The organism is Algibacter sp. R77976, assembly GCF_044594645.1.
GTDB lineage: Bacteria > Bacteroidota > Bacteroidia > Flavobacteriales > Flavobacteriaceae > Algibacter_B.
The window spans coordinates 900,579-925,726 of sequence record NZ_CP138989.1; the positions used below are offsets into that span (position 1 = coordinate 900,579).

Genomic DNA, 25,148 nt, shown 5'->3' on the forward strand with positions numbered 1-25,148 from the left:
ATTAAATAGTATCTGGTATGGTAATGCTAATTACTTTTGCTGGGGAATTCGTCCAATTTATAGCCGCTTTATCGCCGTAACTTAAACGTAACAAATCATAAACCGTTTGCAACCCATGGCCGCTTACCAAACCTTCAGGGAAATCGGGTCCATTATCGCTTACGGAAATAACTAACTGATTTGCTTCTTTTTCAATGTTTAAACTGATGTTACCCTCGCCTTCATTTTGAGACACACCATGTTTTACGGCGTTTTCTACTAAGGGCTGAACTAAAAATAAGGGGATTTCATGATTTAAGAGCGTTTCATCTACTTCAATATCAAACTGTAACCGGTTTCCAAAACGTATTTTTTCAATGTCTAAATAAGATGTTACCATATCTATTTCATCTTTAATCGTGCTCATTTTTTTTCCTTTTCGGTTGATGGAATACTTAAACAAATCGGATAAAGAATGTGCCATTTTTTGTGTTTTGTTAGCGTCTATTGGTGCTAAACTAGCTATGGAATTTAAAGCATTGTAAAGGAAATGTGGATTGATTTGAGATTGTAAAGATTTTAATTCTGCTTTAGATTTTAATTCTCTTAAATGAGAAAGTTTGGTTTCATTTTCTATGATTAAATTTCGTTCTTTAAAGATGAAATAACTTATTAAGGCTCTTAGTGAAGCCACACTCATTAAAAACAAAAATATTTGAGATAATGTTGTATAACCACCTTGAATATTACCTTTCCCACTCACCGTAAAAAAGAAGATAATTGCAACACATAAAAACGGCAACACCCCCGTTGAGAGGAAAACAAGTATGGTTTTAACAAAAATATTTTGAGAACTTTTTTGAATTTTAAACTCAATAAACCGAAATAAAAAAAGTAGTGGAAACAGCGGAATTAATGCGGCGGCTGTTGATATAACAGTATCCTTTCTAATTATAGGAACCTTAGACCAATCATCTGGAATGGTTAAAAAATCAAAAAAGGAGACACAAAATATTATAACTATTGCTGCAAATAATAATATTACAAATGATAAAACAGCAAACCTAAGTGATTCATTTTTTATTTTTAAATGTATTGTCTTCTTTAATTTACTAATGAGAAATATAAAAAATAACACTAAAATTAACGCTGGTAAAAAAATAACAGCTATGGGGTTTTTTATCCACCATAAAGATTTATCTCTGGTGATAATCTTATCATGTTCTAATCTATCTAAAACATAAGAAAATTGTTGTGTTGCTTGTTGCATTCGATCTTCAAAACTTTTTTTGTAGACCTCTTTAATTATAGAAACATCCCCAGTATTTAAAGCACCTTTAGAATTAGAAACTATGCCTAATGGGTTAAAAATACTTTCTCTTTTCTTAAGGGCATTAGGTTGTGCAAAATTACCACCCACTAACATTTTAGCTATTTTACTTTCTAATTTTTCTCTAACCTCTAGATCTGTTCCCTCCATAACATAGATATACAACTCACCTCCATAATACGTTTTATCTGTATTAAACCAATTCTTGGAATAAATAGTTCTATATCGGTTATCATCATCTTTAACATATTTATCAAGAAACTTAATTTTCAAATAGTTTTTGTAAACATCTTTGGCTTTTGTAAAATCAATAACTGTGGTTTCAGTTATACTATCTAGTTTTTTAACAATTTTAGAAATAACCAAAGAATCTGAAGTTTTATAAAGTCCCTCGATGCTTACATTAATACTATCTCCCCATTTACGAATTGGATTTTTTTTATCTGCATTCATTTCAACCAACTCCTCCCAAGGTTGTGTTGGTAATTCCTCAATATCTTGAGCGTTGCAATACATTCCTAAAAATAATGCTAGTAAAAAGTAACATGTTGTTTTCATCTGTTGTAAATTTAAATATTTGTATTGCAAATCAACATGGATATAAAGATTTAAAAAACAGATTTCTTGTAAACTACCAAAACGCATTGTAAACTGCATAAATAAGGTTATTTATGGTTTACAATTCACCAACATATTTAACTATCTTTGCAATCGCTGTTTAAACGGCAATATTTTGACTATGAAGAACATTAGAAATTTTTGCATCATTGCACATATTGATCACGGTAAGAGTACGCTTGCAGACCGTTTGTTAGATTTTACAGGATCGGTAACGGCCAGAGAACAACAAGCACAATTGCTAGATAGTATGGATTTGGAACGCGAACGTGGTATTACTATAAAATCGCACGCCATACAAATGGATTATGAATTTGAGGGTGAAAAATATGTGTTGAACTTAATTGACACACCTGGCCACGTAGATTTTTCTTATGAAGTATCTCGATCTATTGCAGCTTGCGAGGGCGCTTTACTTATTGTAGATGCTGCACAAAGTATACAAGCGCAAACTATTTCTAATTTATATTTAGCTTTAGAAAACGACTTAGAAATTATTCCTGTTTTAAATAAAGTAGATTTACCAAGTGCCAACCCGGAAGAAGTTACCGATGATATTGTAGATTTATTAGGTTGCGACCCAGAAGAAGTGATTCACGCTAGTGGGAAAACAGGATTTGGAGTTGATAATATTCTTGAAGCCATTATAAAACGTGTTCCTGCGCCAAAAGGAGACCCAAATGCGCCACTACAAGCATTAATTTTCGATTCGGTTTACAATACATTTAGAGGTATTGAAACCTATTTTAGAGTGTTTAATGGTGAAATTAAAAAAGGACAAAAAATTAAATTTGTTGCTACAGATAAAGAATATTTTGCCGACGAAGTTGGTACTTTAAAACTTGAACAAGTCCCTAAACAAAGTGTAAAAGCAGGTGATGTTGGTTACTTAATTACTGGTATTAAAACTGCTAAAGAAGTAAAAGTTGGAGATACTATTACCGATTTTGCGAAACCAACAACCAATATTGTTGAAGGTTTTGAGGATGTAAAACCCATGGTATTTGCTGGTATTTACCCAGTTGATACCGAAGATTACGAAGAGCTTAGAAACTCTATGGAAAAACTGCAACTTAATGATGCCTCTTTGGTATTTGCTCCAGAAAGTTCTGCGGCATTAGGTTTTGGTTTCCGTTGCGGATTTTTAGGGATGTTGCACATGGAAATTATTCAAGAGCGTTTAGAACGTGAGTTTGATATGACTGTTATCACAACGGTTCCTAACGTATCTTACCATGCGTACACGAATAAAAATCCAGATGAAGCTTTTATTGTAAATAACCCGTCTGATTTACCAGAACCATCTACAGTAAACCGTGTTGAAGAGCCATTTATTAAAGCTACCATTATTACAAAATCTGATTTTGTTGGTAACGTAATGTCGCTTTGTATTGAGAAACGCGGACTTATAATGAATCAAACCTATTTAACTACAGAGCGTGTTGAATTAACTTTTGAAATGCCTTTAGCTGAAATTGTATTTGATTTCTATGATCGTTTAAAAACGGTTTCTAAAGGTTATGCTTCTTTCGATTATCATCCAATTGGTATGAAAGTATCAAAACTAGTGCGTTTAGATATTTTATTGAATGCACAAACCGTTGATGCATTATCGGCCTTAATACATGCCGATAATGCACAAAACATTGGTAAAAAGATGTGTGAGAAGTTGAAGGAATTAATTCCGCGTCAGCAATTCGATATTCCAATTCAAGCTGCAATTGGTGCTAAAATTATTTCAAGAGAAACCATTAAAGCACTTCGTAAAGATGTAACAGCAAAATGTTACGGTGGTGATATTTCTCGTAAACGTAAATTACTTGAAAAACAGAAAAAAGGTAAAAAACGTATGCGTCAAGTTGGTAATGTAGAAATCCCTCAACAAGCCTTTATGGCGGTATTGAAGTTGAATGATTAGATAAATTCCTTTGAAAAAAGGAATCTTATTATCTCAAAAAGCGAACTTTATACAGCATTAAAAAGGATACTTTAAATTCACAAACATCAATATTGGTGAGTTAACTCACCAAAAAACATAATATTTGGTGAATTGACTCACTAAAAAATATTATATTTGGTGAATTAAAAAGAAAAAATGTTTTATAGAGTATTAAAATCACAAATTGAAGATCGTTTTGGTAAGGGAAAAGCCATTTTACTTATTGGTCCAAGACAAGTTGGAAAAACAACTTTAATACATTCCATTATAGAGCACAAATCACATTTATTTTTAAATGGTGATGACCCTACTGTTCGTACCATATTAAAATCGGCTAATACAGAGCAATTAAAATCTATAATTGGAGAACACACCATTCTATTTATAGACGAAGCGCAGCGTATAGAAAACATTGGGTTGACCTTAAAAATTATAACAGATCAATTTAAAAACGTACAATTATTAGTTAGCGGTTCTTCTGCTTTTGAATTAAAAAATTTAGTAAACGAGCCATTAACTGGTAGAAAATGGCAATATTATTTGTTTCCAATTTCTTGGGATGAGTTTGAAACTAGTTTAGGTTATTTAAAAGCCGTACAGCAACTAGAGCAACGTTTAATTTTTGGCATGTATCCTGACGTTTTGAATAATTTAGGAGATGAAATTGATGTTTTGAAAACACTAACAGACAGTTATCTATATAAAGATATTCTAGCTTTTAATAACATTAAAAAGCCAGAGGTTTTAGAAAAATTACTGCAGGCCTTAGCTTACCAAATAGGACAGGAAGTGAGCTATAATGAACTCGCACAACTTTTAGGCATAGATAAAAACACAGTAAACAGTTATATTGATATTCTTGAAAATAATTATGTTGTTTTTAGATTGCCAAGTTTTAGCAAGAATTTAAGAAATGAAATTAAACGTAATCAAAAAATATATTTCTACGATAATGGTATAAGAAATGCTGTTATTAATGATTTTAGACCTTTAGAATTAAGACAGGATAAAGGTGCTTTATGGGAAAATTTTTTAATTAGTGAACGCCTAAAATTAAACAGTTATAATAAACGCTTAGTACAATCTTATTTTTGGAGAACTACAGCACAACAGGAGGTTGACTATATTGAAACATTGGTAGATAATTTAAATGCTTTTGAATTTAAATGGAGGGCTAAGGCGAAAGTAAAAATTCCTAAAACTTTTGAAAAAACATATAAAACTAAAGTAAAGGTTATAGATAAAGAAAACTTTTTAGCCTTTTTAAAAAGTGAAAAGTACTAAATTATTATGCTACCAAACCATAAAAAATTAGCGGTTTGAAAACAAACCTAGCGGATAATTGCGTATTCTATGATAGAAAACAAATAGTTTTCGTTAAAAATCATGCGACAAATTTATAAGTGTCTACAAAAGGAGAATCTCTATTAATTACAGCAAAAATTCGACCTATAATTTTACATCTCACATTATTTAGAACCAACATTTTATTTTTCCCCTCATCTTGTTTTCTTAAGTAATAAGCTTTTAATTGTGCATCATGCTTTACGGCTGATAAGGCGCACATTTGAAGTAAAGACTTCATTGTTTTGTCTGCCATATGATTAACTTTAGTACCTCCTCTAATACTTGAGCCTGAGCTGTACTCAAAAGGTGCAACTCCTGCATAACAGGCTAGTTTTCTAGCCGAGTCAAAGACCTTAAACCCTTTAGTTGCTATTATAAAATAAATAGCCGTTTTCTCGCCAACACCTTTAATACTTTTTATAAGCTCAAATTGACGTTTTAATTTAGGCTCTTGCTTTACAAGTTCACGCATCTTAGCATCTATAACTTTTAAGCTCGCTTTAAGAAATTTAATTGTTTTCTTGTTCTGAATCTCTACTGTTTTATAAACATCTAACGACGTATACCCTTTATTTTCTCTAGTTGAACCAAATAGTAAAAGGGATTTCTTGATTTTCTCGCGCTCAGTAAAAAGTAATTTTAACTGCTGGATTGATTTCTCTGGTACACTTGATAGTTGTAGCTTATCTATATTGCGAATGCTATAAAAAGCGATATCCTTAGCATCAGACTTATCACTTTTACCTCTTGATATGCCTTTAGATCGCTTAATCTCTACCGCTGGAACAATCCAATAATCAAACTCATTTTCAAAACAAAAACAGCTTAAAGGAAATGTGTAAACACCTGTGTTTTCAAAACAGAACAGGGTACTTTCTAAATCTATTTTTCTTTTTTTTAAAACTGTAAGCATTCGCTTTAAACCTTTGGTGTTGTTCGTAACAACGAAATGTTCCAATGACATGGGATTTGTTTTATCTACTATAACCACATCTAATTTTAATTTTGAGATGTCAATGCCAACATGAAATGAATAATTTTTCATAATTTTATATTAAGTTTTTAAAAAATGTTGAATCGCTTTATAACCTTTATTAGACCTCTGACGTCTACTATTCTATTTGAAGCTTTTCAACTTAAATTCTAAGGAGAAAACAGAGGACTAATACGCAGCATAAGACTAACTTAGTTAGGGATGTAGTTCACCTCTGTTTTCCTTTGAATAAATTTAGTGTATTATTCTTTATGCAAACTAAAGGTTAGGGATTGTAGAGGAAAGCCCACAGCCTGACGCAGGAAGTGCGAGGACTTGAAATGGAAAGCCCGACCCTTGTGGTAACGCCAAAAAAACTACTGCTCCAACCATTTTCTAAAGTCTGAAGTTGTTGAAGAGCTCGTCATGGCTTTATCTTTTATTCCTGTTACTGTAATGAGAAGGCGGTTTTTAAAATGACTTTCTATATTCTGGATAGCATCAATACAAATAATTTCACTTCTGTTAATTTTAAAGAATTTGTTAGGATGTAATTGTTGATGAATGCTTCCTAAATTTTGAGAAATGGTATGTCGTTTCCCTTTTAAATCTGTAGCAATACAAAAATCTCCAGAAGCTTCTATTTTGCTAATTTCTGAAACATTTAATAGCTGAATACCTTTTGCTTTTTTTATTACAAAGCGTTTTTTATAATTAGTGTGTTCTTCTTTTAATGCCGATTTAAGCTCTGTAATGGTTGTTTTATTTAGTATATTATAATTCCCTTTGTTAAAAAGCGACTGGTATTTTTCCATGGCTTTCTTGAAATCGGTTTGGGTGTATGGTTTTAAAATATAAGCGATGCCATTAGTATTAAAGGCTTGAAACAAGTATTCGTCGTGTGCAGAGCAGAAAATGATGGGAACATCTATAGAAATTTCATTATATAAATCGAAAGACATACCGTCGAGTAACTGAATGTCTGATAATATAAAAGAGTATGTGTTTTTTTGTAATAACGCTTTTCCTTCGGTATTTGTACGTGCCCAATGGTGCGGAACTTCCTCTTCAAAATAATCGTTTACAAAAGATACTAGTTTTTGATATGCTGGGATTTCGTCTTCTAGAATTAGAATATTCATCGTTTTAGTTTTCTTCGATTAATTTAATAATAGGAATAGAGATTTTAAATTCTTGTTCTGTGTTAATAACAATAACTTCTTTATCTGATAATAACTGATAACGGGCTTTTAAATTCTCTAATCCTGTTCCAAAGGATTCGTTTTTAGATAAAATATTAGATTTTGTATTGGAGACCTTCAACACATTTTCATTAATTGTAATTACAGTTTTTATAGCGTTTCCGTTAAGTGGCTTGTTATGTTTTACAACATTTTCTAATAAGGCTTGTAACGCACCTGTAGGTATAAATTTATCTTCAATAGATGTGTTCTTTTCTATTTTAAAATCATAATCGTGCTCGAATCGGGTTTTTATTAAAAATATATAATTTTCGGCAAGTTGTAATTCTTCCGAAAGTTCCATTACCTCAGCATCTTTAGTTTTAATTAAATAGCGATAAATTAATGATAGTCTATTAATATATTCCTTAGCTTTTTCGGTATTACTATCAATTAAAGAATCGAGCGTGTTAAGGTTATTAAACAAAAAATGCGGGTCTATTTGTGAGCGTAATAATTTAAGCTCGTTTTCTTTTTGCTGCTTTTCTATTTTTAAAAATTCGTTTTGTCCTTCGTAGAATTTCTTGGTTAAAAGTAGGGCAAAGGGGAAAGCCATTTGCTGCGAACTTATATTAATCATTAGTAAAATGAAGTTTAATCCTTTTGGATATTTGTTCCAATCGTTATTTCCAGACCAAAAACCAATGGTATAATCTACAGCCGAAATAGTTACCATAAGCGTTAAGGCTAAAGCAAAAAACAGAAAGTATTTTTTTTCCATTACAAATTTTGGAATCAGCCAGTATATAAATAATAATATTAGGCTACAAACACAAATTAACTCAATTATAAAATCGAAAAAATACTCCCGTATTAAGGCGCCTCTATCGTAATAATCAATACCTTGAATAATAAAAGAGACTACAAAATAAATTGCTAAAACTATAAAATCTGATCTATTAAGTTTCGTATTCATAATTAATTTTTAAGATAACCCTCCATTTTCAAATACAAAATAGAATTGAACAAAATAAATACAATAACAAGCCAAAAACTATAATAATTAGAGATCCAAGTTGAAGCACCCCAACTATGAATCATTAAGGTGAATAGAAGAAAGACTCGTGCTACTTTTCTAGGTAAATAATACCCAAGAATAGCAATTATAACAAGCCATAAAATTGAAATAATAAATATCCCAGAAACATGATACTTCATCATGAAATTTCCAATTGGGTTTGCTTCATTAGCTATATTTAAATCTCCGTTCCAATAGCCTTTTGGTTGATGCACTATTGTTATTACAATATCAAAAAGGCTTGCCCAAAGAGCTGGAATTAAAACAAGTAATTTTTCTCTATTTTTCATAATTAAACAAACGTATTAATTATTATCGTCAATTCTATTTTCTTCATCTTGTGAAGCATTTCTTCGAGCTTTCTTTTTGCCAAATTTAGAACCAAAACTATAAGACAAACGCAATTGAATATTTTGCCTAGATTGGTTACTCTCTACTTCTGCAAATAAGTTATTATAATCTATAACTCCAACAAAACCTCTATTTAACATCTTATTAAACCCTAAATTTACTTTTAGTTTTTCGTCTAAAAACTTTTTGCTAAAAGAAAACCCAAGTCCTGCAAACCACTCTGCATCAATACCGCCTTCTAGAGCTCCTGTGCCGTAATTTCCGTTTAATTCGGCATTAATTTCCCAAGGCAGTTCATAATTAGCCTGTGTAAACCACATTAAACTCCACTTTTGTAAATTTAGATTGTTTGGGTTAGACTCAAATTTATTAAAGTTTACAATAAAACCTGTGTAACCATCCATACCTTTTATAAAACTTAAGGGACCAAATAGTCTAAAATTCCAGTTTTTACTATCGTTTAAGTTAATTGTTGTGCGCTCAATTTGAGCAGTAGCGTCATCTTGAGAAACAAATTGAAACATAGCATCTTTTGTTTCACTATAACCAATGGTGAAAAAAGGTTGACCATCGAACGTTAAATTAAATTGATATCTATTAGTAAATGATGGTTTTAAATTTTCGTTACCAACATCAGAAGATAACGGATCGTAATAGGTTACAAAAGAATTTAAAGTATTATAACTAGGACGACGAATACGGTAACTATATGCCAGACTTGCTCCTAAATTTTCATTTATTTTTCTGCTAACAGATGCGCTTGGGAAAAGTTTAGATATTTTACGTTCTCGAGTTTCATTATTACTACTTGAAGTGCCTTGCGTATTACTATCTTCAAAACGCAAACCACCAGAAAAAGACCATTTTCCTTTGGTTATATTTACTTTTGAATACAATGCAAAAATACTTTCGTCTACTAAAAAGCGATTGCTAGCACCTTCATCAAAATCAAAACCTCCGTTATTATTATCATTAAAAGATTTTAAATCGCTATCTGTGTTTACTTGAGAGTTTTTAATACCAAAGCTTAGCTTAAAATCGTCAGAAAATAGCCTAGAATAATCAGCTTTATATGTTTTAATTTGGTATTCGGCATCTTGCAAATAGCGTTGATCTGTATAGGCAACAGTACTTTCGGGGAGTGATGAAATAGTATTGATGTTGTCATTTTTATAATCTACAAAATTAAAATCGGCTGTAAATTTATGCGCATCGTTTTTAAACTCGTAATATGGGTTTACATTAAAAACTTCCTGGTCGCGATTAAAACTGTTTCTAGATAATAATAAATTGGTTGTACTTGGTGTGGTAATCGTATTGGTACTTCTAGAGTCTCTATTAGAATCTGTACTATTTCTTCTAATACCAATACCTATAGAATGATCGTCATTTATGTAATAATCAATACTTGCACTTACCCTAACACTTTTAGGGTCGTAAGGCTCGATGGTGGCTTGGTCGTAGGTTTCGTTTCCAATGGTTCTTTTAATAAATAAATCTTCTCGCCATGTAGGTGCAGAATACCCAGCACTAGCTTGCCAATTCAATTTGTTTTTATAACTCGCTATAGATGCGCTTGCCCCATACTCAAAACCTTGATCTTCACCAAACCAACTTGTAGCGTTACCATGAGTGCCTAATTTTACATTTTTCTTTAAAATAATATTTATAATAGGCCCAGAACCTTCTGCATCAAACTCAGCGCCTGGTTGTTCTACCAATTCTACCTTAGCAATATTATCTGCCGGCATATCGCGAAGTAGCGTATCCATATCCATATAATCGGTGGTTTTTCCATTAATAAGAATCCTAATATTGCTTTGCCCGGCATAACTTATACCATTATTAGTCACCAAAATTCCTGGAACGCCTTTCATAACATCTTGAAGGTTGGAATTAATCATTTCAGATTTTTCTAGATCTACGATAAGTTTTTCTGCGGTTTGCCTAATTACTGGACGTTTATTTTTAATGACTACTTCATCTAAGTTTTGATTTTCTTCGATTAATATAAAATCTAACTCTTTATTTGTTAAAAGCTCAAATACCTCTGATTTTTGGGTTTTAAACCCAAGCATAGACACTTCTATGTAATAACTTCCATTTGCAATATCTGTAAAAATATAGTTTCCACTTTCATTAGAAATAACTCCTGTAACTACGTCTTTAGAAAATTCGCTATACATTACAACGTTAGCAAACTCAAGAGGTTGATTGTTTTCTGAAACTGTTCCTGAAACTTGATTTTGAGCATTAAGAGTAACTACTCCCAAAAGAAAGGCTAAAATGATTTTAATTAAGACATTCATAACTGCTTGTTTTAGATTGATAAGTCAAATCTATGGGGATTACTAAATAATTTAAAATCGTTTCTGATGAATCAGGCTAAAATAAGGTTGAAAGTTCCTTTTTTTTTGACAAGCTTAATGACAATAATGAAATTATTGAGAAATTCATTTAAGCAAAACCAAATAAAAATATATTATTCCTATTTATAGTCCATTTTATTATTAAATTGATAATTCAGTTTTAATAAAATAGATTATCTTCAAATAATTTAATAATCATTTTAGCAATTTTGTTTGAATGATTAAAACCAAACCTGTCGTTTTACTTATTTTTTTTATTAATAATTTCCTTTAAAGGAAGAAACGCCTATTTTTTCATAAAAATAAAACAACACAAATAATGTTAATAAATATTTTGTATGTTTATAACATTGTAAACTTAATTTATAGTTAAACCTATAACAAATGCTTAATTTTACTATGCTTAGCTAGAATTAACTATTTGTTTACTTTTAATTAAAACACTTTAATTGTTATTAACAAATTACCATTTTTTGATACGTCTTTTACCTGATTTTCAATAAACTGACTTAAAAACATTGTATTGGCAATTTTTTTTAATTAAACACAACAAAAAGCTCTTTCTGTTAATGAATTTCCTTTTTTTGTATGATTTTTAAACGTTTTTTTTAATTTCCTTATATGAAAGCACTTTTTTACACAAGAGAATTTCCACCATATGTTTATGGAGGCGCAGGAGTACATGTTGAATATTTGGCCGACGAATTGGCTAAATTAATTGAAATGGATGTAAGGTGCTTTGGAGATCAAGATGTCAAATCAGAAAATTTAACTGTAAAAGGGTTTCCTTTTGATGATGGTGTTTTTGAAAATTCTGATGATAAATTAAAGTCGGTTTTCAAGACCTTGAGTACTTGTCTTCATATGAATGCAGAACCTATTAATGCCGACGTGGTTCATTGTCATACTTGGTATGCTCACTTTGCGGGTATTGTTGCAAAACTTTGCTATGGTGTTCCTTTGGTTATTACAACACACTCTTTAGAGCCTTTACGCCCTTGGAAACGTGAACAATTAGGACGTGGATACGATGCCTCTTCATGGGTAGAAAAAACAGCAATAGAAATGGCTGATGCCCTTATTGCGGTTTCAGAAGAAACGAAAGAAGATGTTTTAAAACATTTTGATGTAGATGAAAGTAAAGTTCATGTTATATACAATGGTATAAATCTTCAACAATATATAACCACATCAGAAACATCGACTTTAGATGAGTATGGCGTTGATAAAACCAAGCCATATGTGCTTTTTGTTGGTAGAATTACGCGTCAAAAAGGAATTATTCATCTGGTAAATGCTATAAAATATATAGATCCAGATACGCAAATTGTACTGTGTGCAGGCGCACCTGATACTCCAGAAATTGGAGAAGAAATGAAAGACGCTGTTAACGTCGTTAAAAAAACACGCGATAATGTGATTTGGATTGACAAAATGGTAACTAAAGAAGAAATTATTCAATTATACTCGCATGCCGATGTATTTTGTTGCCCTTCAATATATGAACCATTTGGAATTATAAATATTGAAGCCATGGCATGTAATACGGCTGTAGTAGCAAGTGCGGTTGGTGGCATTAAAGAAGTTGTTGTGCATGGCGAAACAGGGCTGTTAATTCCGTTAGAACAACAAACAGAAGCGCCTTTTGAACCTATTGATCCTGATAAATTTTCAAGAGATTTAGCCAACGGAGTAAATAAAGTGATTAGTGATAAATCGCTAAGGGAAACCATGGCAGAAAAAGGCAGAAAACGTGTTGAAGATTATTTTGATTGGATAGCCATAGCTAAACAAGTAGAAGAATTATATAAATCATTAATATAAATTAAAGGAACTAACTAAAAAAACTAAAATATGATTAACAATAAAGTTTTATCCATTGTATTAGGTGGTGGTCAAGGTTCAAGACTATATCCATTAACAGACCGACGATCAAAACCAGCTGTATCAATAGCAGGTAAGTATAGATTGGTTGACATCCCTATCTCGAACTGTATTAATGCAGATATCAAACGTATTTTTGTATTAACACAATTCAACTCTGCCGGATTAAATAAACATATCAAAAACACCTATCATTTTAGTTTTTTTAGTAGTGCATTTGTCGATGTATTGGCAGCAGAACAAACACCAGAAAGTAAAACCTGGTTTCAAGGAACTGCTGATGCTGTAAGGCAAAGTATGCACCATTTTTTAAACCACGATTTTGAATATGCTTTAATTTTATCTGGAGACCAATTATACCAAATGGATTATGATAAAATGATTGAAGCTCATGAAGAAAGTGGTGCAGAAATTTCTATTGCAACCATTCCTGTAAATGCAAAAGACGCTACCGGATTTGGTATTCTTAAAGCTAATGAAGAAAGCGTTATTACTTCTTTTATTGAAAAACCAGATGCCAGCTTATTACCAGATTGGACCTCTGAAGTAAGTAATGATATGAAGTCGCAAGATCGAAATTACTTAGCATCTATGGGTATTTACGTTTTTAATCGTGAACTTTTAGTGGATTTAATGAAAAACCCAGATACTAACGATTTTGGTAAAGAAATAATTCCTCAAGCCATAGATAAACACAAAACGTTAAGCTATCAATACGAAGGGTATTGGACCGATATAGGAACTATAGAATCATTTTTTGAAGCCAATTTAGGATTAACAGATGATATTCCTAAATTTGATTTATACAACAGAGATAAGCGTATTTATACGCGCGCCAGAATGCTTCCAACTACAAAAATTGCAGGAACGGCATTAGACAAGGCTGTGGTTTCAGAAGGTTGTATTATTAGTGCATCGAAAATTGAAAAATCGGTAATTGGTATTAGATCAAGAATTGGTAAAGAATCGACCATTATTAACACCTACATGATGGGTGCAGATTATTATGAGTCTCTTGAGGATATGCAAAACAATAAAATTGAAAATTTAATGGGTATTGGAGAACGTTGCTTTATAAAAAACTGCATCCTCGATAAAAACTGTCGTATTGGAGATGATGTTAGAATAAACGGAGGCAAACACCTAGAAGATACAGAAACCGAAACATATTGTATTAGAGATGGCATTGTGGTTATTAAACACGGTGTAACAATACCAAAAGGAACAGTAATATAAATAACCTTTATTTTTCTTATTATAATTAATAAAAATGCAAGACCAAAGAAGAGTTGTAATAGACCATGTTTCACCAAGTGTAAACTGTGGTGAGTTTTATATAAAACGTATTGTTAATGAAATTGTTAATGTAGACGCACACATTATGGCAGATGGCCATGATGTTTTAGGCGCATCAATTCTATATAAGCCTGAAAAAAGCAGAGCTTGGAGAGAAACAAGAATGACGCTAACCTCCAATGATGAATGGAAAGCAGCATTTACTGTTGATACTCAAGGTTTTTATTCATATAAAGTACAAGCTTGGGTAGACTATGCTCTTAATTGGCGCTACGGTTTAATTAGAAAAATTAATGACGGTCAATATGTGTATTCTGAATTACTTGAAGGGGCTGAGTATATTGAGGCCATCTTAAAACAAGTAAATGCTGATGATAAAGTCTATTTAGAACAGCTTCATAAACTGTTTAAAAATGAAGATGATTATGGAGAAGCTATTACTGAAGCAACAACAGATAGGTTATACCAGATATTCTATAACAACCCAATAAAAATACTTGATAATACCACAGAAGAATATCGCGTTTTTGTTGATAGGAAAAAAGCTAGGTTTAGTACTTGGTATGAATTTTTTCCACGTTCGGCTTCAGAACAACCTGGAGTTCATGGTACTTTTAAAGACTGTGAGCGTTTGCTTCCTCGTGTAAAAAACATGGGGTTTGATGTGGTTTATTTACCACCAATTCATCCTATTGGTGAAGTAAACCGTAAAGGTAAAAACAATACCACCGAAGCACATGATGGCGATGTTGGTTCAACCTGGGGTGTTGGTTCGCAACATGGCGGACATAAAGATATCCATCCGCAATTAGGTTCGCTTGACGATTTTAAATCTTTAATTCAGAGAGCTAAAGAAAACGATATTGAAATTGCCATGGATTATGCGTTACAAGCAGCTCCAGACCACCCTTGGGTAAAAGATCACCCGTCTTGGTTTAAATGGCGTCAAGATGGTACGGTACAGTATGCAGAAAACCCGCCAAAAAAATATCAAGACATTCTTCCTATTTACTGGGAAAGCGAAGATTATAAAAACTTATGGCAAGAGTGCTTAGATATTTTAATGCATTGGATAGATTGTGGCATAAACATCTTTAGAGTTGATAACCCGCATACCAAACCATTTTATTTTTGGAATTGGATTATTACAGAAGTAAAAGCAAAACATCCAGATGTAATATTTTTAGCTGAAGCATTTACAGCACCAAAAGTAATGCAACAGTTAGCAAAACAAGGCTATACACAATCATACACCTACTTTACATGGCGTGAAAACAAGCATGAAATTATAGAGTATGTTACAGAGCTAACAACGACTGAATTGAAGGAATACATGCAGCCAAATTTCTGGCCAAACACACCAGATATTAATCCGCATCATTTACAAGGCGCTAACGAATCTAAACACATACAGCGTTATGCATTAGCTGCTACATTAAGCTCTAGCATTGGTATTTACGGACCTGTTTTTGAATATATGTTATCTGAATCCTTACTAGGGAAAGAAGAGTATTTAAATTCTGAAAAATTTCAAATCACACATTATGATTGGGAAATCAAGAATAAGCTCATTACTATTATTTCAAAAATAAATTATATAAGGCATAATAATGCTGCGCTGCAACAAACTAATAATATAAAATTCTGCCATATAGATAATGATAATTTATTAGCATTTTATAAATGGAATGATGATAGAACCAATCAAATATTTGTAATTATAAGCTTAGATGCCCACAATTCGCAACAGGGTACTGTTCAAGTGCCTCTTCACGATATTGGTGTATATCATGGTCATAATCTTGAAATGCATGATTTAATAACAGATAGCCGTTACAATTGGAATAGCGAGTGGTGCTTTGTAGAGTTACACCCTACTATGCCATTTCACGTTTTCCATATAAACAAATAGTCTATGAGTCATAGCGCTTCAATATCAACAGTTAAACCACTTTTTGAGTCAGATGACTCTTGGGAGGCTTTACTAGATAATAAAGCGTTTATAAAAACATTTTTATCTGATGTATTAGAGGCCTATATTGTTAAACAACGTTGGTATGGCGGAAAATCTAGTCAATTAAAATATATTGAACTTGCTGAATATTTTAAAATTCAGCAACATGGTGAAATCTATTTTGGACTCATCTTAGAAGTTGATTTTGTTGAAGCTTTTTATCAGCATTATTTTTTACCGATTGCTTTTGTTACCGACGAAAATTTTGCTCAAAAAGATAGAATTCTTCCAATAAGTCTTCAAAATCAAAAAGGGTATATTATCGATGCTGTAAATTTAGAAGCATTCAGGAAATTAGTTTTTGAACGTATTGAGACAGCCGAACCTAAAGACACAACTAAAGTTCAATATCATAAAAGTCATATATTTAATGATGTTTCTTATGAATCATCAAGATTCATGGGTTTAGAGCAAAGTAACACCTCATTAGTTTATAACGAAAAATACGCATTAAAATTTTTTAGACGCATTTTTGCTGATAAAAACCCTGACTACGAAATGAGTCGTTTTTTATCAGAAAAAAAAGAGTTTAAAAACACCCCAGCGTATTTAGGAAGTATCAATTTAGTAGACTCAAAAAATACAAACATCACTATTGCTTTAATGCAAGAAATGATTCCTAATGAAGGAGATGCATGGGATTACATGCTGAAAGAGTTACATAACGTATTTTTAAATCTAGAAAACAAAAGAATTGATATTGATTCCCTACCAAACACAGAATTATACCAGCGTTTAGCAATAAAATCTATTCCGCCTCAAATTATAGATTGGGCCGGTTTAAATTTGTTTAATCAGGTAAAAACTTTAGCAAAACGAACTGCAGAAATGCACATTGCTTTAGGTTCAGAATTTGAAGAAACAGCCTTTACACCAGCGCATTATAATGGTGATTACGAAGTTTGGTTAAAAAATAAAATGTTTTATCAGTTTCAAAACAGACTGAATATTATTGAAAACAACCTTGACGAGCTAGAAGGTTTAGCCTCAACGCTTGCTCAAGAATTTCTTGAAAAGAAAAACAGTATTAGAAAACGTTTTGTAGATTTTGATTGGACAAAACTTAAAGGCGAACGCATAAGAATTCATGGCGACTATCATTTAGGGCAAGTATTAGTAAAGGATAACGATTATTATATTCTAGACTTTGAAGGTGAACCTGAAAGTACAATTCGAGATAGAAAAGTAAAACAACCACCATTAAAAGATGTTGCTGGTTTATTTAGATCATTTCATTATGCTATTTATGCCACCATCTTTAACAATCAAGAAAGCTATCCTTCAAATCAAGAACATCTTTTTAAAGCAGGAGAAATATTATACCGCTATATTTGTGGGTTATTTTTAGGCACGTATGTTACAGAAACACAAAACGCAAATTTAAATTTAGGATACAATCAAGAGCGTATTTTTATATTAAAATACTGCTTATTAGAAAAAGCAGTTTACGAGTTGGGTTACGAGCTCAATTCACGTCCGCAATGGGCAGTTATTCCTTTAAAAGGAATATCTAATATTATAAATCATTAATTTATGGCACAAGTAAAAGTTCACAGTTTATTTACCGAATTTGATATTAACCTTTTTAAAGCTGGAAAGCATTTTAGACTATATGAAAAATTTGGATCTCATCTAACGACTGTAGACGGTATAGACGGCGTATATTTTGCAGTATGGGCTCCAACAGCAAAACAAGTTTGTGTAATTGGTGACTTTAACTATTGGATGGAAGGTGAACACCAATTAAATGTCCGTTGGGATTCTAGCGGTATTTGGGAAGGTTTTATTCCGCTTGTTGAAAAAGGTGCTACATACAAATACAAAATACAAAGTAATAATAACGATATAAAAACCGAAAAAGCAGACCCTTATGCAAGACGCTATGAGCATAACCCAAATACAGCATCTATAGTTTGGGACGATGATTATAAGTGGAAAGATAAAGACTGGATGAAAACACGTAAAAAGCATAATGCTATTGATGCACCTTATTCGGTTTACGAAGTACACTTAGGGTCTTGGAAAAGGCAAATAGAAGAAGACCGTTTCATGTCTTATTTCGAGTTGGCTGATGATTTAGTTAAATATGTAAGTGAGATGAATTTCACACACGTTGAGCTTATGCCTATTATGGAGTTTCCTTATGATCCGTCTTGGGGGTATCAAGTTACTGGATATTTCGCACCAACTTCGCGTTTTGGTTACCCTGAAGAATTTAAATATTTAGTAGATAAACTTCACCAAGCTGGAGTAGGTATTATTTTAGATTGGGTACCTTCTCATTTTCCAGAAGACGCACACGGGTTAGGATTTTTTGATGGTTCGCATTTATACGAACACCCTGATAAACGTAAAGGCTACCACCAAGATTGGAAAAGTTTAATTTTTAATTATGAACGTAATGAAGTACGCTCTTTCTTAATTAGTAATGCAGCTTTCTGGATGGATCAATACCATGCGGATGGTTTACGTGTTGATGCTGTTGCATCAATGTTATTCTTGGACTACTCGAGAGAAGATGGCGAATGGGAGCCAAACATGTATGGCGGAAGAGAAAACTTAGCTGTTATAAGCTTCTTAAAAGAATTAAATGAAGAAATTTATGCTTCTTTCCCAGATACTCAAACTATTGCCGAGGAATCTACAGCATTCCCAATGGTATCTAAACCTACTTTTCTTGGTGGTTTAGGCTTTGGTATGAAATGGATGATGGGTTGGATGCATGATACTTTAGACTATTTTTCTAAAGATCCTGTATACAGAAAATATCATCATAATGAAATTACATTCAGTCTTGCTTATGCATTTACTGAAAACTTTATGCTTCCATTATCTCATGATGAAGTAGTTTATGGCAAAAATTCTATCCTAGGAAGAATGCCTGGTGACGAGTGGCAGCGCTTTGCAAACCTGCGTTTATTATACGGTTATATGTTTACACATCCGGGAACCAAACTCTTGTTTATGGGTGGTGAGTTTGGGCAATATAACGAGTGGAATTTTCAAGAAAGTTTAGATTGGAATCTATTAGAATTTAAGCCACATCAAGACATGCAAAACTATTATAAATCGCTAAATACCATTTATAAAAATACACCAGCACTATATGAAAAAGGCTTTAGTGGTGAAGGTTTTGAATGGATAAGTCATGACGACCACGAAAACTGTGTAATTTCATATATAAGAAAAGGCTACAAAGAAGAAGACAATGTAGTTGTAGTTTGTAATTTAACACCAACTGTTAGAAAGAATTACAAAATAGGTGTTACATCAAAAGGAAAACTAATTGAAATTTTTAATAGTGATGCCAAAGAATTTGGAGGAAGTGGTATAACAAACAAAAAAGAAACAACTATTAAAAAAGACCCTTGGAATGGTAAAGATTATTCTGCTGAAATTACATTACCACCATTAGCAGTAACCGTCTTTAAATTTAAATAAGTTTATAAGAATTTACTAGAAATTAAATTATAAAGCTTCTTGATTAAAATACTAAATCAAGAAGCTTTTAAATATCAAAAAACCGACTTAAGCTAAATTATTTCAGCGTTTTAAGTCAAAATAAAAACCTATAAAAAGTACTAAAAATCTACTTATTTACAATATGTTAAACTATCTGTAATTTAACAGGTCATTTTTTTATTTTTATTCAATGTTTACAGTCTTTTTTTAATGAAAAGAAATATCTAAGGTCTTTAAAATTTAGTATTTTCGTCAATTAATATTAATACATAATTTTATGATATTAAATACAGAATTAGAATATAAAGGGAATTTATTTCCATCAAAAATAGTTTCATACGAGAAGAACCTTAATGTCTTATCATTTACAACCGCAAACGGTGTTATTTTAGAAGTTACAGTAAGGAGAGATAGTATTCTTCGTTTTAGATTTACAACTACCGGCATATTTGAAAACGATTTTTCTTATGCTATTACCAAATACGCGAGTAGAGGTTATAATCATCTAGAGGTTACCGAAAATGATGATGTATACATCATAACTACCGCAAAACTTATTTGCCATATTTCAAAATTAGATTTACGTACATCTATTTATGATGCAAAAGACAACTCTTTAATTTGCGAAGATGAACTAGGTTTCCATTGGGAAGAAAGTTACGAGCTTGGTGGCGATATTGTTAAAATGTCTAAAACCGCTCAACCAGGTGAAAGTTATTATGGTTTAGGTGATAAGCCAGTTGACAATAACCTTAAAGGAAAACGTTTTGAAAACTGGGTAACAGATTCTTATGCTTACGGCAGAGACACAGATCCTATTTATAAAACCATTCCGTTTTATACTGGTTTACACAATAAAAAATCTTACGGTATATTTTTCGATAATACATTTAGATCCTTTTTTGATTTTTGTAACGAACGAAGAAATATTACAAGTTTTTGGGCACAAGGTGGTGAAATGAATTACTATTTTATTTACGGTCCAGAAATGTCTGATGTAGTTGTAAACTACACCGACTTAACAGGGAAACCTCATGAAATGCCTGCATTATGGACTTTAGGGTACCACCAATGTAAATGGAGTTACTACCCAGAATCTAACGTAAAAGAAATCACATCTAAATTTAGAGAATTACAAATTCCTTGTGATGCTATATATTTAGATATCGATTACATGGAAGGTTTTAGATGTTTCACTTGGAGCGAAGAGTATTTCCCAGACCCTAAACGCATGGTTAAGGAATTAGCCGATGATGGTTTTAAAACCATTGTTATTATTGATCCGGGTATTAAAATAGATATGGATTATTCTGTGTTTAAAGAAGGCCTTGAAAAAGATTACTTCTGTAAACGTGCCGATGGTCCTTACATGAAAGGTAAAGTTTGGCCGGGAGAATGTTATTTCCCAGACTTCACTAACCCTGAAGTTAGAGATTGGTGGTCTAATTTATTTCAAGAACTTGTTGAAGATATAGGTGTTAAAGGTGTTTGGAATGATATGAATGAGCCGGCAGTAATGGACGTTCCAGGAAAAACCTTCCCTGATGATGTAAGACACGATTACGACGGAAACCAATGTAGCCACAAAAAGGCACACAACGTTTACGGTATGCAAATGGCACGTGCTACATATCAAGGCTTAAAGAAATTCTCTTACCCAAAAAGACCTTTTGTAATTACAAGAGCAGCTTATTCTGGTACACAACGTTACACCTCTAGTTGGACAGGTGATAATATTGCAACTTGGGATCATTTAACCATTGCAAACTTACAAGCACAACGTATGTGTATGTCTGGATTCTCTTTTATAGGATCTGATATTGGAGGATTTGCAGAACAACCAAATGGCGAATTATACGCACGTTGGATTCAGTTAGGTATTTTCCACCCATTTTGTAGAACACACTCTTCTGGAGACCACGGCGATCAAGAACCTTGGGCTTTTGGAACAACCATTACAGATGTAGTAAGAAAATTTATTGAATTAAGATATCAATTACTACCTTACTTATATACTGCGTTTTGGAGATATGCTGAAGAAGGTGTGCCAATATTAAAATCATTGGTGTTATACGATCAACACGATCCACAAACACATTACAGAAATGATGAGTTTATTTTTGGAGAAAAAATATTGGCTTGCCCAATAACAGGACCAAACCAAAAAGGAAGACGTCTTTATATTCCTAGAGGAAAATGGTATAACTTCTGGACAGACGAAGCTATTGAAGGCGGATCAGAACATTGGGTTGATGCAGATTTAGATAGCATGCCAATTTTCGTGAAAGAAGGTGCTATTATTCCTAAATACCCAATTCAACAATATGTAGGTGAAAAAACTATTGATGAGCTTATACTAGATGTATACTATACAGAAGGTAATGAAACGTCTCAAGTTTACGAAGATGCTACAGACGGTTATGATTATATTAAAGGTAGATATAGTTTAAGAGATTTTAAATTATCTGGTAAGAAAAACGAGTTGATTATTCAACAACATAAATCTGGTAAATTCACAACAACCTATAAAACCTTTAAGTTAAACTTACGTGGTTTACCATTTAAGATTTCTAAAATTGAAGTTGATAATGTCATCATACCTCTTAAAGACCTGAAACCAAATGGAGATAACACTCTAGTGCTTACAAAAGAGTTTACAGAGCTTCATATAATGGCTTAAAATAGTTGTTTCTTTAAATAACAAAAAGCCTTTCTTTTATTTAGAAAGGCTTTTTTCAAATTATAAAAGATTAAAAAACACATGATAACGGAAATTATAACTAAAATATTCTTTTTAATTGCTGTAATTGATCCGCTTGGTTCTGTACCAGTATTTTTAGAAGCCACTAAGCAATTAGACCAAAAACACAAAAAAAAAGTTGCTATTAGGGCTTCTTTTATTGCTTTTCTAATTCTATTATTTTTTATAGTAGTAGGTCAATTAATTCTTGACGGAATGGAGGTTACATTAGATGCTTTTCAAATTTCTGGAGGTGTTATATTATTCTTATTTGCTTTAACAATGATTTTTGGTGAAGGTAAACCCGAATCAGAAAAACATATGATTAATGATTATAGACACGTAACTATTTTCCCTGTTGCAATTCCTTCAATAGCTTCTCCAGGAGCAATTATGGCTGTTGTATTATTAACAGATAATAACCTTTACTCGATAGAGCAACAAGCAATTACAACAGGATTGGTGTTAGTGGTAATTGGAGTTACTATGTCCATTTTACTTGGAGCGAGCTTGGTTCAAAAAAGAATTGGCGAATATGGAATCACAGTAATAAGTAAAGTTATGGGCTTAATATTAGCAGCCTATGCGGTACAAAGTATATTAACTGGATTAAAAGATTTTTTTGTTGTCCTTGAGTAGAACTATTAATAGTCCTTTAATCTTCTTTAATAGTACTAGGCTCAACAGTTGGGACCTCATCAACATCAAAAGGTTTTCCTAAATAAACGAGTTGATAACCAGCTTCAATGTTTTCGAATTCTAGATTGTGAGATGATATAATATGGTATTCACCTTCATTGTCTTTTACAAATAATGGAATAATATCTGGGTCTTCATTCGAAATTTTAATCAGCTTGTCATAATGTACTTTATCTTCAAGATCAATCTCTTGAATAGATGGATAAGCTCTTGCTAATTCTAATAACGCACTAAAATCATCATTATGAGAAAATAGACCATCTTCAGGATTATTAGTGTCATCCAACATTTCTTGCGTGGTTACTAATCTATAAGCTCCATTTTCGCCAAACTGCTTGCTAAATTTATTGATAGCATATTTATTAATATCTGGATTTCCAGTTAGCGCCATAATGTAACCCACATCACTAAGCTCAATATTATCCATTAAAGTATCAGAATATATATTTGTGCTTATTGCTTCTAATCCTAATTCCTTGGCTTTTTGAATATTCTTTTCATTACTATCTATAAGCACTACATGCCTGCCATTTGTAACAAGGTAATGGCCAAGTAACCTAGAAACTTTTGATGCACCAACAATTAAAATACCTTCAGATTTTTTAAGAAAAACCCCTACTATTTTGGCAAATAAACGTGCCGTTGTAGCATTTAACAATACAGTTCCTAACACAATCATAAAAACCAATGGCGTTATATATTCTGCACCTTCTACACCTTGTTTTAAAAGCTTACTTCCAAAAAGCGATGCAATACCCGCAGCAACAATACCTCTTGGTCCTACCCAACTAATAAAAACTTTTTCATTAGTCTTTAGTTTTGAGCCCATAGTGCTTAAAAATACGGCTGCTGGCCTTATTAAGAAGACTACTGCAGCAAAAAGAACTGCTGTTTTCCAGGTGTAGAGCAACATCATATCTTCAATATTAATATTTGCTGCCAAAAGGATAAATAATATGGATATTAGTAAAACACTTAAAGACTCTTTAAAATATAACAACTCCTTTAAATTTTGAAGTTTTCCATTGCCCAAAACCATACCCATAACAACAACAGCAAGCAATCCAGATTCATGAGCAAAAATTTCTGATTCAACAAAAACCAATAAAACAGTTGATAAAGACACCACATTTAGTAAATAATGAGGAATTAATTTTTTATTGATAGCAAACGCTAAACCATGTGCAAAAGTAAAGCCGAAAGTAGTTCCGAAAAGTATAATTTTTCCAAACTCAATTAGTGCCGTTTTAGTAAAACCGCCACCGCCACCTACACTAATAAATTCGAACATTAATACGGCAACTAAGGCGCCAATAGGATCAATTAAGATGCCTTCCCATTTTAAAACAGTTGAGATATCTTTTTTAAGCGGAATATTTCTTAAAATTGGTGTTATTACTGTTGGTCCAGTAACAATTATTAATCCAGAAAACAAGAACGACAACTCCCAACTTAACTCAAAAACAAAATGTGCTAATATGCCAGCACCAAAAAAGGTAACCGCCGAACCAAGAGTAATTAACTTAGTAATTACTGGGCCTACATTTTTAATTTCTGCGCGTTTTAATGTTAAGCCACCTTCAAAAAGAATAATACTAATGGCTAACGATACAAAATAATACAAGCCTTCTCCAGGAAATAAGCCTTTTTCTCCGTTCCAAATAGGTTCAATCCATTTAGTACCGTCGTCACTTAAAAACTCTGCGGCAATTGGGCCCACTAAAAGACCAATTAAAATTAAAGGCAAAATGGCTGGGATTTTAAATTTCCAAGCTACCCATTGGGCTAATATTCCTAAAATAATAATTCCTGCAAGTTCTAACATAGGCGTATTCTTTTGTTTAAAAATACTAATTTAAGTAAAACGCATCATTTAATGTTTTGAAAA

The 25,148-nt window shown here is 32.2% G+C and carries 16 protein-coding genes; 9 read left to right on the forward strand and 7 right to left on the reverse strand.

Going from position 1 to position 25,148, the window contains the following annotated elements; translation table 11 throughout:
• Position 1: 1 nt before the first annotated feature.
• Positions 2–1,867: a sensor histidine kinase gene (locus SJY43_RS03940; protein ID WP_396602542.1), complete on the reverse strand. Its 1,866-nt coding sequence runs from the start codon at positions 1,865–1,867 to the stop codon at positions 2–4.
• A 181-nt stretch (positions 1,868–2,048) separates the two neighbouring features.
• Between SJY43_RS03940 and lepA the strand changes: the two genes are divergently transcribed.
• Positions 2,049–3,845 (forward strand): translation elongation factor 4, encoded by a 1,797-nt coding sequence (lepA, locus tag SJY43_RS03945; RefSeq protein ID WP_396602543.1) that lies wholly within the window; start codon positions 2,049–2,051, stop codon positions 3,843–3,845.
• Positions 3,846–4,022: 177 nt separating this feature from the next.
• A complete protein-coding gene (locus tag SJY43_RS03950; protein WP_396602544.1) occupies positions 4,023–5,150 on the forward strand; it encodes an ATP-binding protein in 1,128 nt (375 codons plus the stop codon).
• Between the two features lie 100 nt (positions 5,151–5,250).
• Here the strand turns inward: SJY43_RS03950 and SJY43_RS03955 are convergent, their stop codons facing one another.
• From SJY43_RS03955 to SJY43_RS03975, 5 genes are all read right to left on the reverse strand, one after another.
• Positions 5,251–6,258 (reverse strand): IS110 family transposase, encoded by a 1,008-nt coding sequence (locus tag SJY43_RS03955; RefSeq protein ID WP_396601757.1) that lies wholly within the window; start codon positions 6,256–6,258, stop codon positions 5,251–5,253.
• A gap of 305 nt (positions 6,259–6,563) precedes the next feature.
• The gene (locus tag SJY43_RS03960; RefSeq protein ID WP_396602545.1) at positions 6,564–7,328 is read right to left on the reverse strand and encodes a LytR/AlgR family response regulator transcription factor; all 765 of its coding nucleotides are present in this window, start codon (positions 7,326–7,328) and stop codon (positions 6,564–6,566) included.
• Positions 7,329–7,332: 4 nt separating this feature from the next.
• Complete coding sequence (locus SJY43_RS03965) at positions 7,333–8,343, reverse strand: sensor histidine kinase (RefSeq protein ID WP_396602546.1); 1,011 nt, start codon at positions 8,341–8,343, stop codon at positions 7,333–7,335.
• Positions 8,344–8,345: 2 nt separating this feature from the next.
• Complete coding sequence (locus SJY43_RS03970) at positions 8,346–8,735, reverse strand: hypothetical protein (protein ID WP_396602547.1); 390 nt, start codon at positions 8,733–8,735, stop codon at positions 8,346–8,348.
• A 15-nt stretch (positions 8,736–8,750) separates the two neighbouring features.
• Positions 8,751–11,105 (reverse strand): outer membrane beta-barrel protein, encoded by a 2,355-nt coding sequence (locus SJY43_RS03975; RefSeq protein WP_396602548.1) that lies wholly within the window; start codon positions 11,103–11,105, stop codon positions 8,751–8,753.
• Between the two features lie 681 nt (positions 11,106–11,786).
• Here SJY43_RS03975 and glgA point away from each other — a divergent pair.
• The 7 genes from glgA (at position 11,787) to SJY43_RS04010 (ending at position 23,200) form a co-directional block, all read left to right on the forward strand.
• The gene (gene glgA / locus SJY43_RS03980) at positions 11,787–12,989 is read left to right on the forward strand and encodes a glycogen synthase (RefSeq protein ID WP_396602549.1); all 1,203 of its coding nucleotides are present in this window, start codon (positions 11,787–11,789) and stop codon (positions 12,987–12,989) included.
• Between the two features lie 30 nt (positions 12,990–13,019).
• Positions 13,020–14,285, forward strand: a complete 1,266-nt coding sequence (locus SJY43_RS03985; protein WP_396602550.1) for a glucose-1-phosphate adenylyltransferase — start codon at positions 13,020–13,022, stop codon at positions 14,283–14,285.
• 34 nt (positions 14,286–14,319) lie between these two features.
• Positions 14,320–16,257 (forward strand): alpha-1,4-glucan--maltose-1-phosphate maltosyltransferase, encoded by a 1,938-nt coding sequence (locus tag SJY43_RS03990; RefSeq protein WP_396602551.1) that lies wholly within the window; start codon positions 14,320–14,322, stop codon positions 16,255–16,257.
• Positions 16,258–16,260: 3 nt separating this feature from the next.
• On the forward strand, positions 16,261–17,889 hold the full coding sequence (locus SJY43_RS03995) for a trehalose synthase (RefSeq protein ID WP_396602552.1): 1,629 nt from the start codon (positions 16,261–16,263) through the stop codon (positions 17,887–17,889).
• 3 nt (positions 17,890–17,892) lie between these two features.
• Positions 17,893–19,800, forward strand: coding sequence for a 1,4-alpha-glucan branching protein GlgB (gene glgB, locus SJY43_RS04000; RefSeq protein ID WP_396602553.1), 1,908 nt, complete (start codon positions 17,893–17,895; stop codon positions 19,798–19,800).
• A 298-nt stretch (positions 19,801–20,098) separates the two neighbouring features.
• Positions 20,099–22,501, forward strand: a complete 2,403-nt coding sequence (locus SJY43_RS04005) for a glycoside hydrolase family 31 protein (protein ID WP_396602554.1) — start codon at positions 20,099–20,101, stop codon at positions 22,499–22,501.
• Positions 22,502–22,585: 84 nt separating this feature from the next.
• On the forward strand, positions 22,586–23,200 hold the full coding sequence (locus SJY43_RS04010; protein WP_396603387.1) for a MarC family protein: 615 nt from the start codon (positions 22,586–22,588) through the stop codon (positions 23,198–23,200).
• 16 nt (positions 23,201–23,216) lie between these two features.
• Here the strand turns inward: SJY43_RS04010 and SJY43_RS04015 are convergent, their stop codons facing one another.
• Positions 23,217–25,085: a cation:proton antiporter gene (locus SJY43_RS04015; RefSeq protein WP_396602555.1), complete on the reverse strand. Its 1,869-nt coding sequence runs from the start codon at positions 25,083–25,085 to the stop codon at positions 23,217–23,219.
• Between the last annotated feature and the right edge of the window lie 63 nt (positions 25,086–25,148).

Coding starts and splice junctions, on each gene's coding strand:
- SJY43_RS03985 (WP_396602550.1), top strand. CDS start 13,020: ATGATTAACAATAAAGTTTTATCCATTGTATTAGGTGGTGGTCAAGGT.
- SJY43_RS04005 (WP_396602554.1), top strand. CDS start 20,099: ATGATATTAAATACAGAATTAGAATATAAAGGGAATTTATTTCCATCA.
- lepA (WP_396602543.1), top strand. CDS start 2,049: ATGAAGAACATTAGAAATTTTTGCATCATTGCACATATTGATCACGGT.
- SJY43_RS03990 (WP_396602551.1), top strand. CDS start 14,320: ATGCAAGACCAAAGAAGAGTTGTAATAGACCATGTTTCACCAAGTGTA.
- glgA (WP_396602549.1), top strand. CDS start 11,787: ATGAAAGCACTTTTTTACACAAGAGAATTTCCACCATATGTTTATGGA.
- SJY43_RS03955 (WP_396601757.1), bottom strand. CDS start 6,258: ATGAAAAATTATTCATTTCATGTTGGCATTGACATCTCAAAATTAAAA.
- SJY43_RS03965 (WP_396602546.1), bottom strand. CDS start 8,343: ATGAATACGAAACTTAATAGATCAGATTTTATAGTTTTAGCAATTTAT.
- SJY43_RS04015 (WP_396602555.1), bottom strand. CDS start 25,085: ATGTTAGAACTTGCAGGAATTATTATTTTAGGAATATTAGCCCAATGG.
- glgB (WP_396602553.1), top strand. CDS start 17,893: ATGGCACAAGTAAAAGTTCACAGTTTATTTACCGAATTTGATATTAAC.
- SJY43_RS03960 (WP_396602545.1), bottom strand. CDS start 7,328: ATGAATATTCTAATTCTAGAAGACGAAATCCCAGCATATCAAAAACTA.
- SJY43_RS03975 (WP_396602548.1), bottom strand. CDS start 11,105: ATGAATGTCTTAATTAAAATCATTTTAGCCTTTCTTTTGGGAGTAGTT.
- SJY43_RS03970 (WP_396602547.1), bottom strand. CDS start 8,735: ATGAAAAATAGAGAAAAATTACTTGTTTTAATTCCAGCTCTTTGGGCA.
- SJY43_RS03995 (WP_396602552.1), top strand. CDS start 16,261: ATGAGTCATAGCGCTTCAATATCAACAGTTAAACCACTTTTTGAGTCA.
- SJY43_RS03940 (WP_396602542.1), bottom strand. CDS start 1,867: ATGAAAACAACATGTTACTTTTTACTAGCATTATTTTTAGGAATGTAT.
- SJY43_RS03950 (WP_396602544.1), top strand. CDS start 4,023: ATGTTTTATAGAGTATTAAAATCACAAATTGAAGATCGTTTTGGTAAG.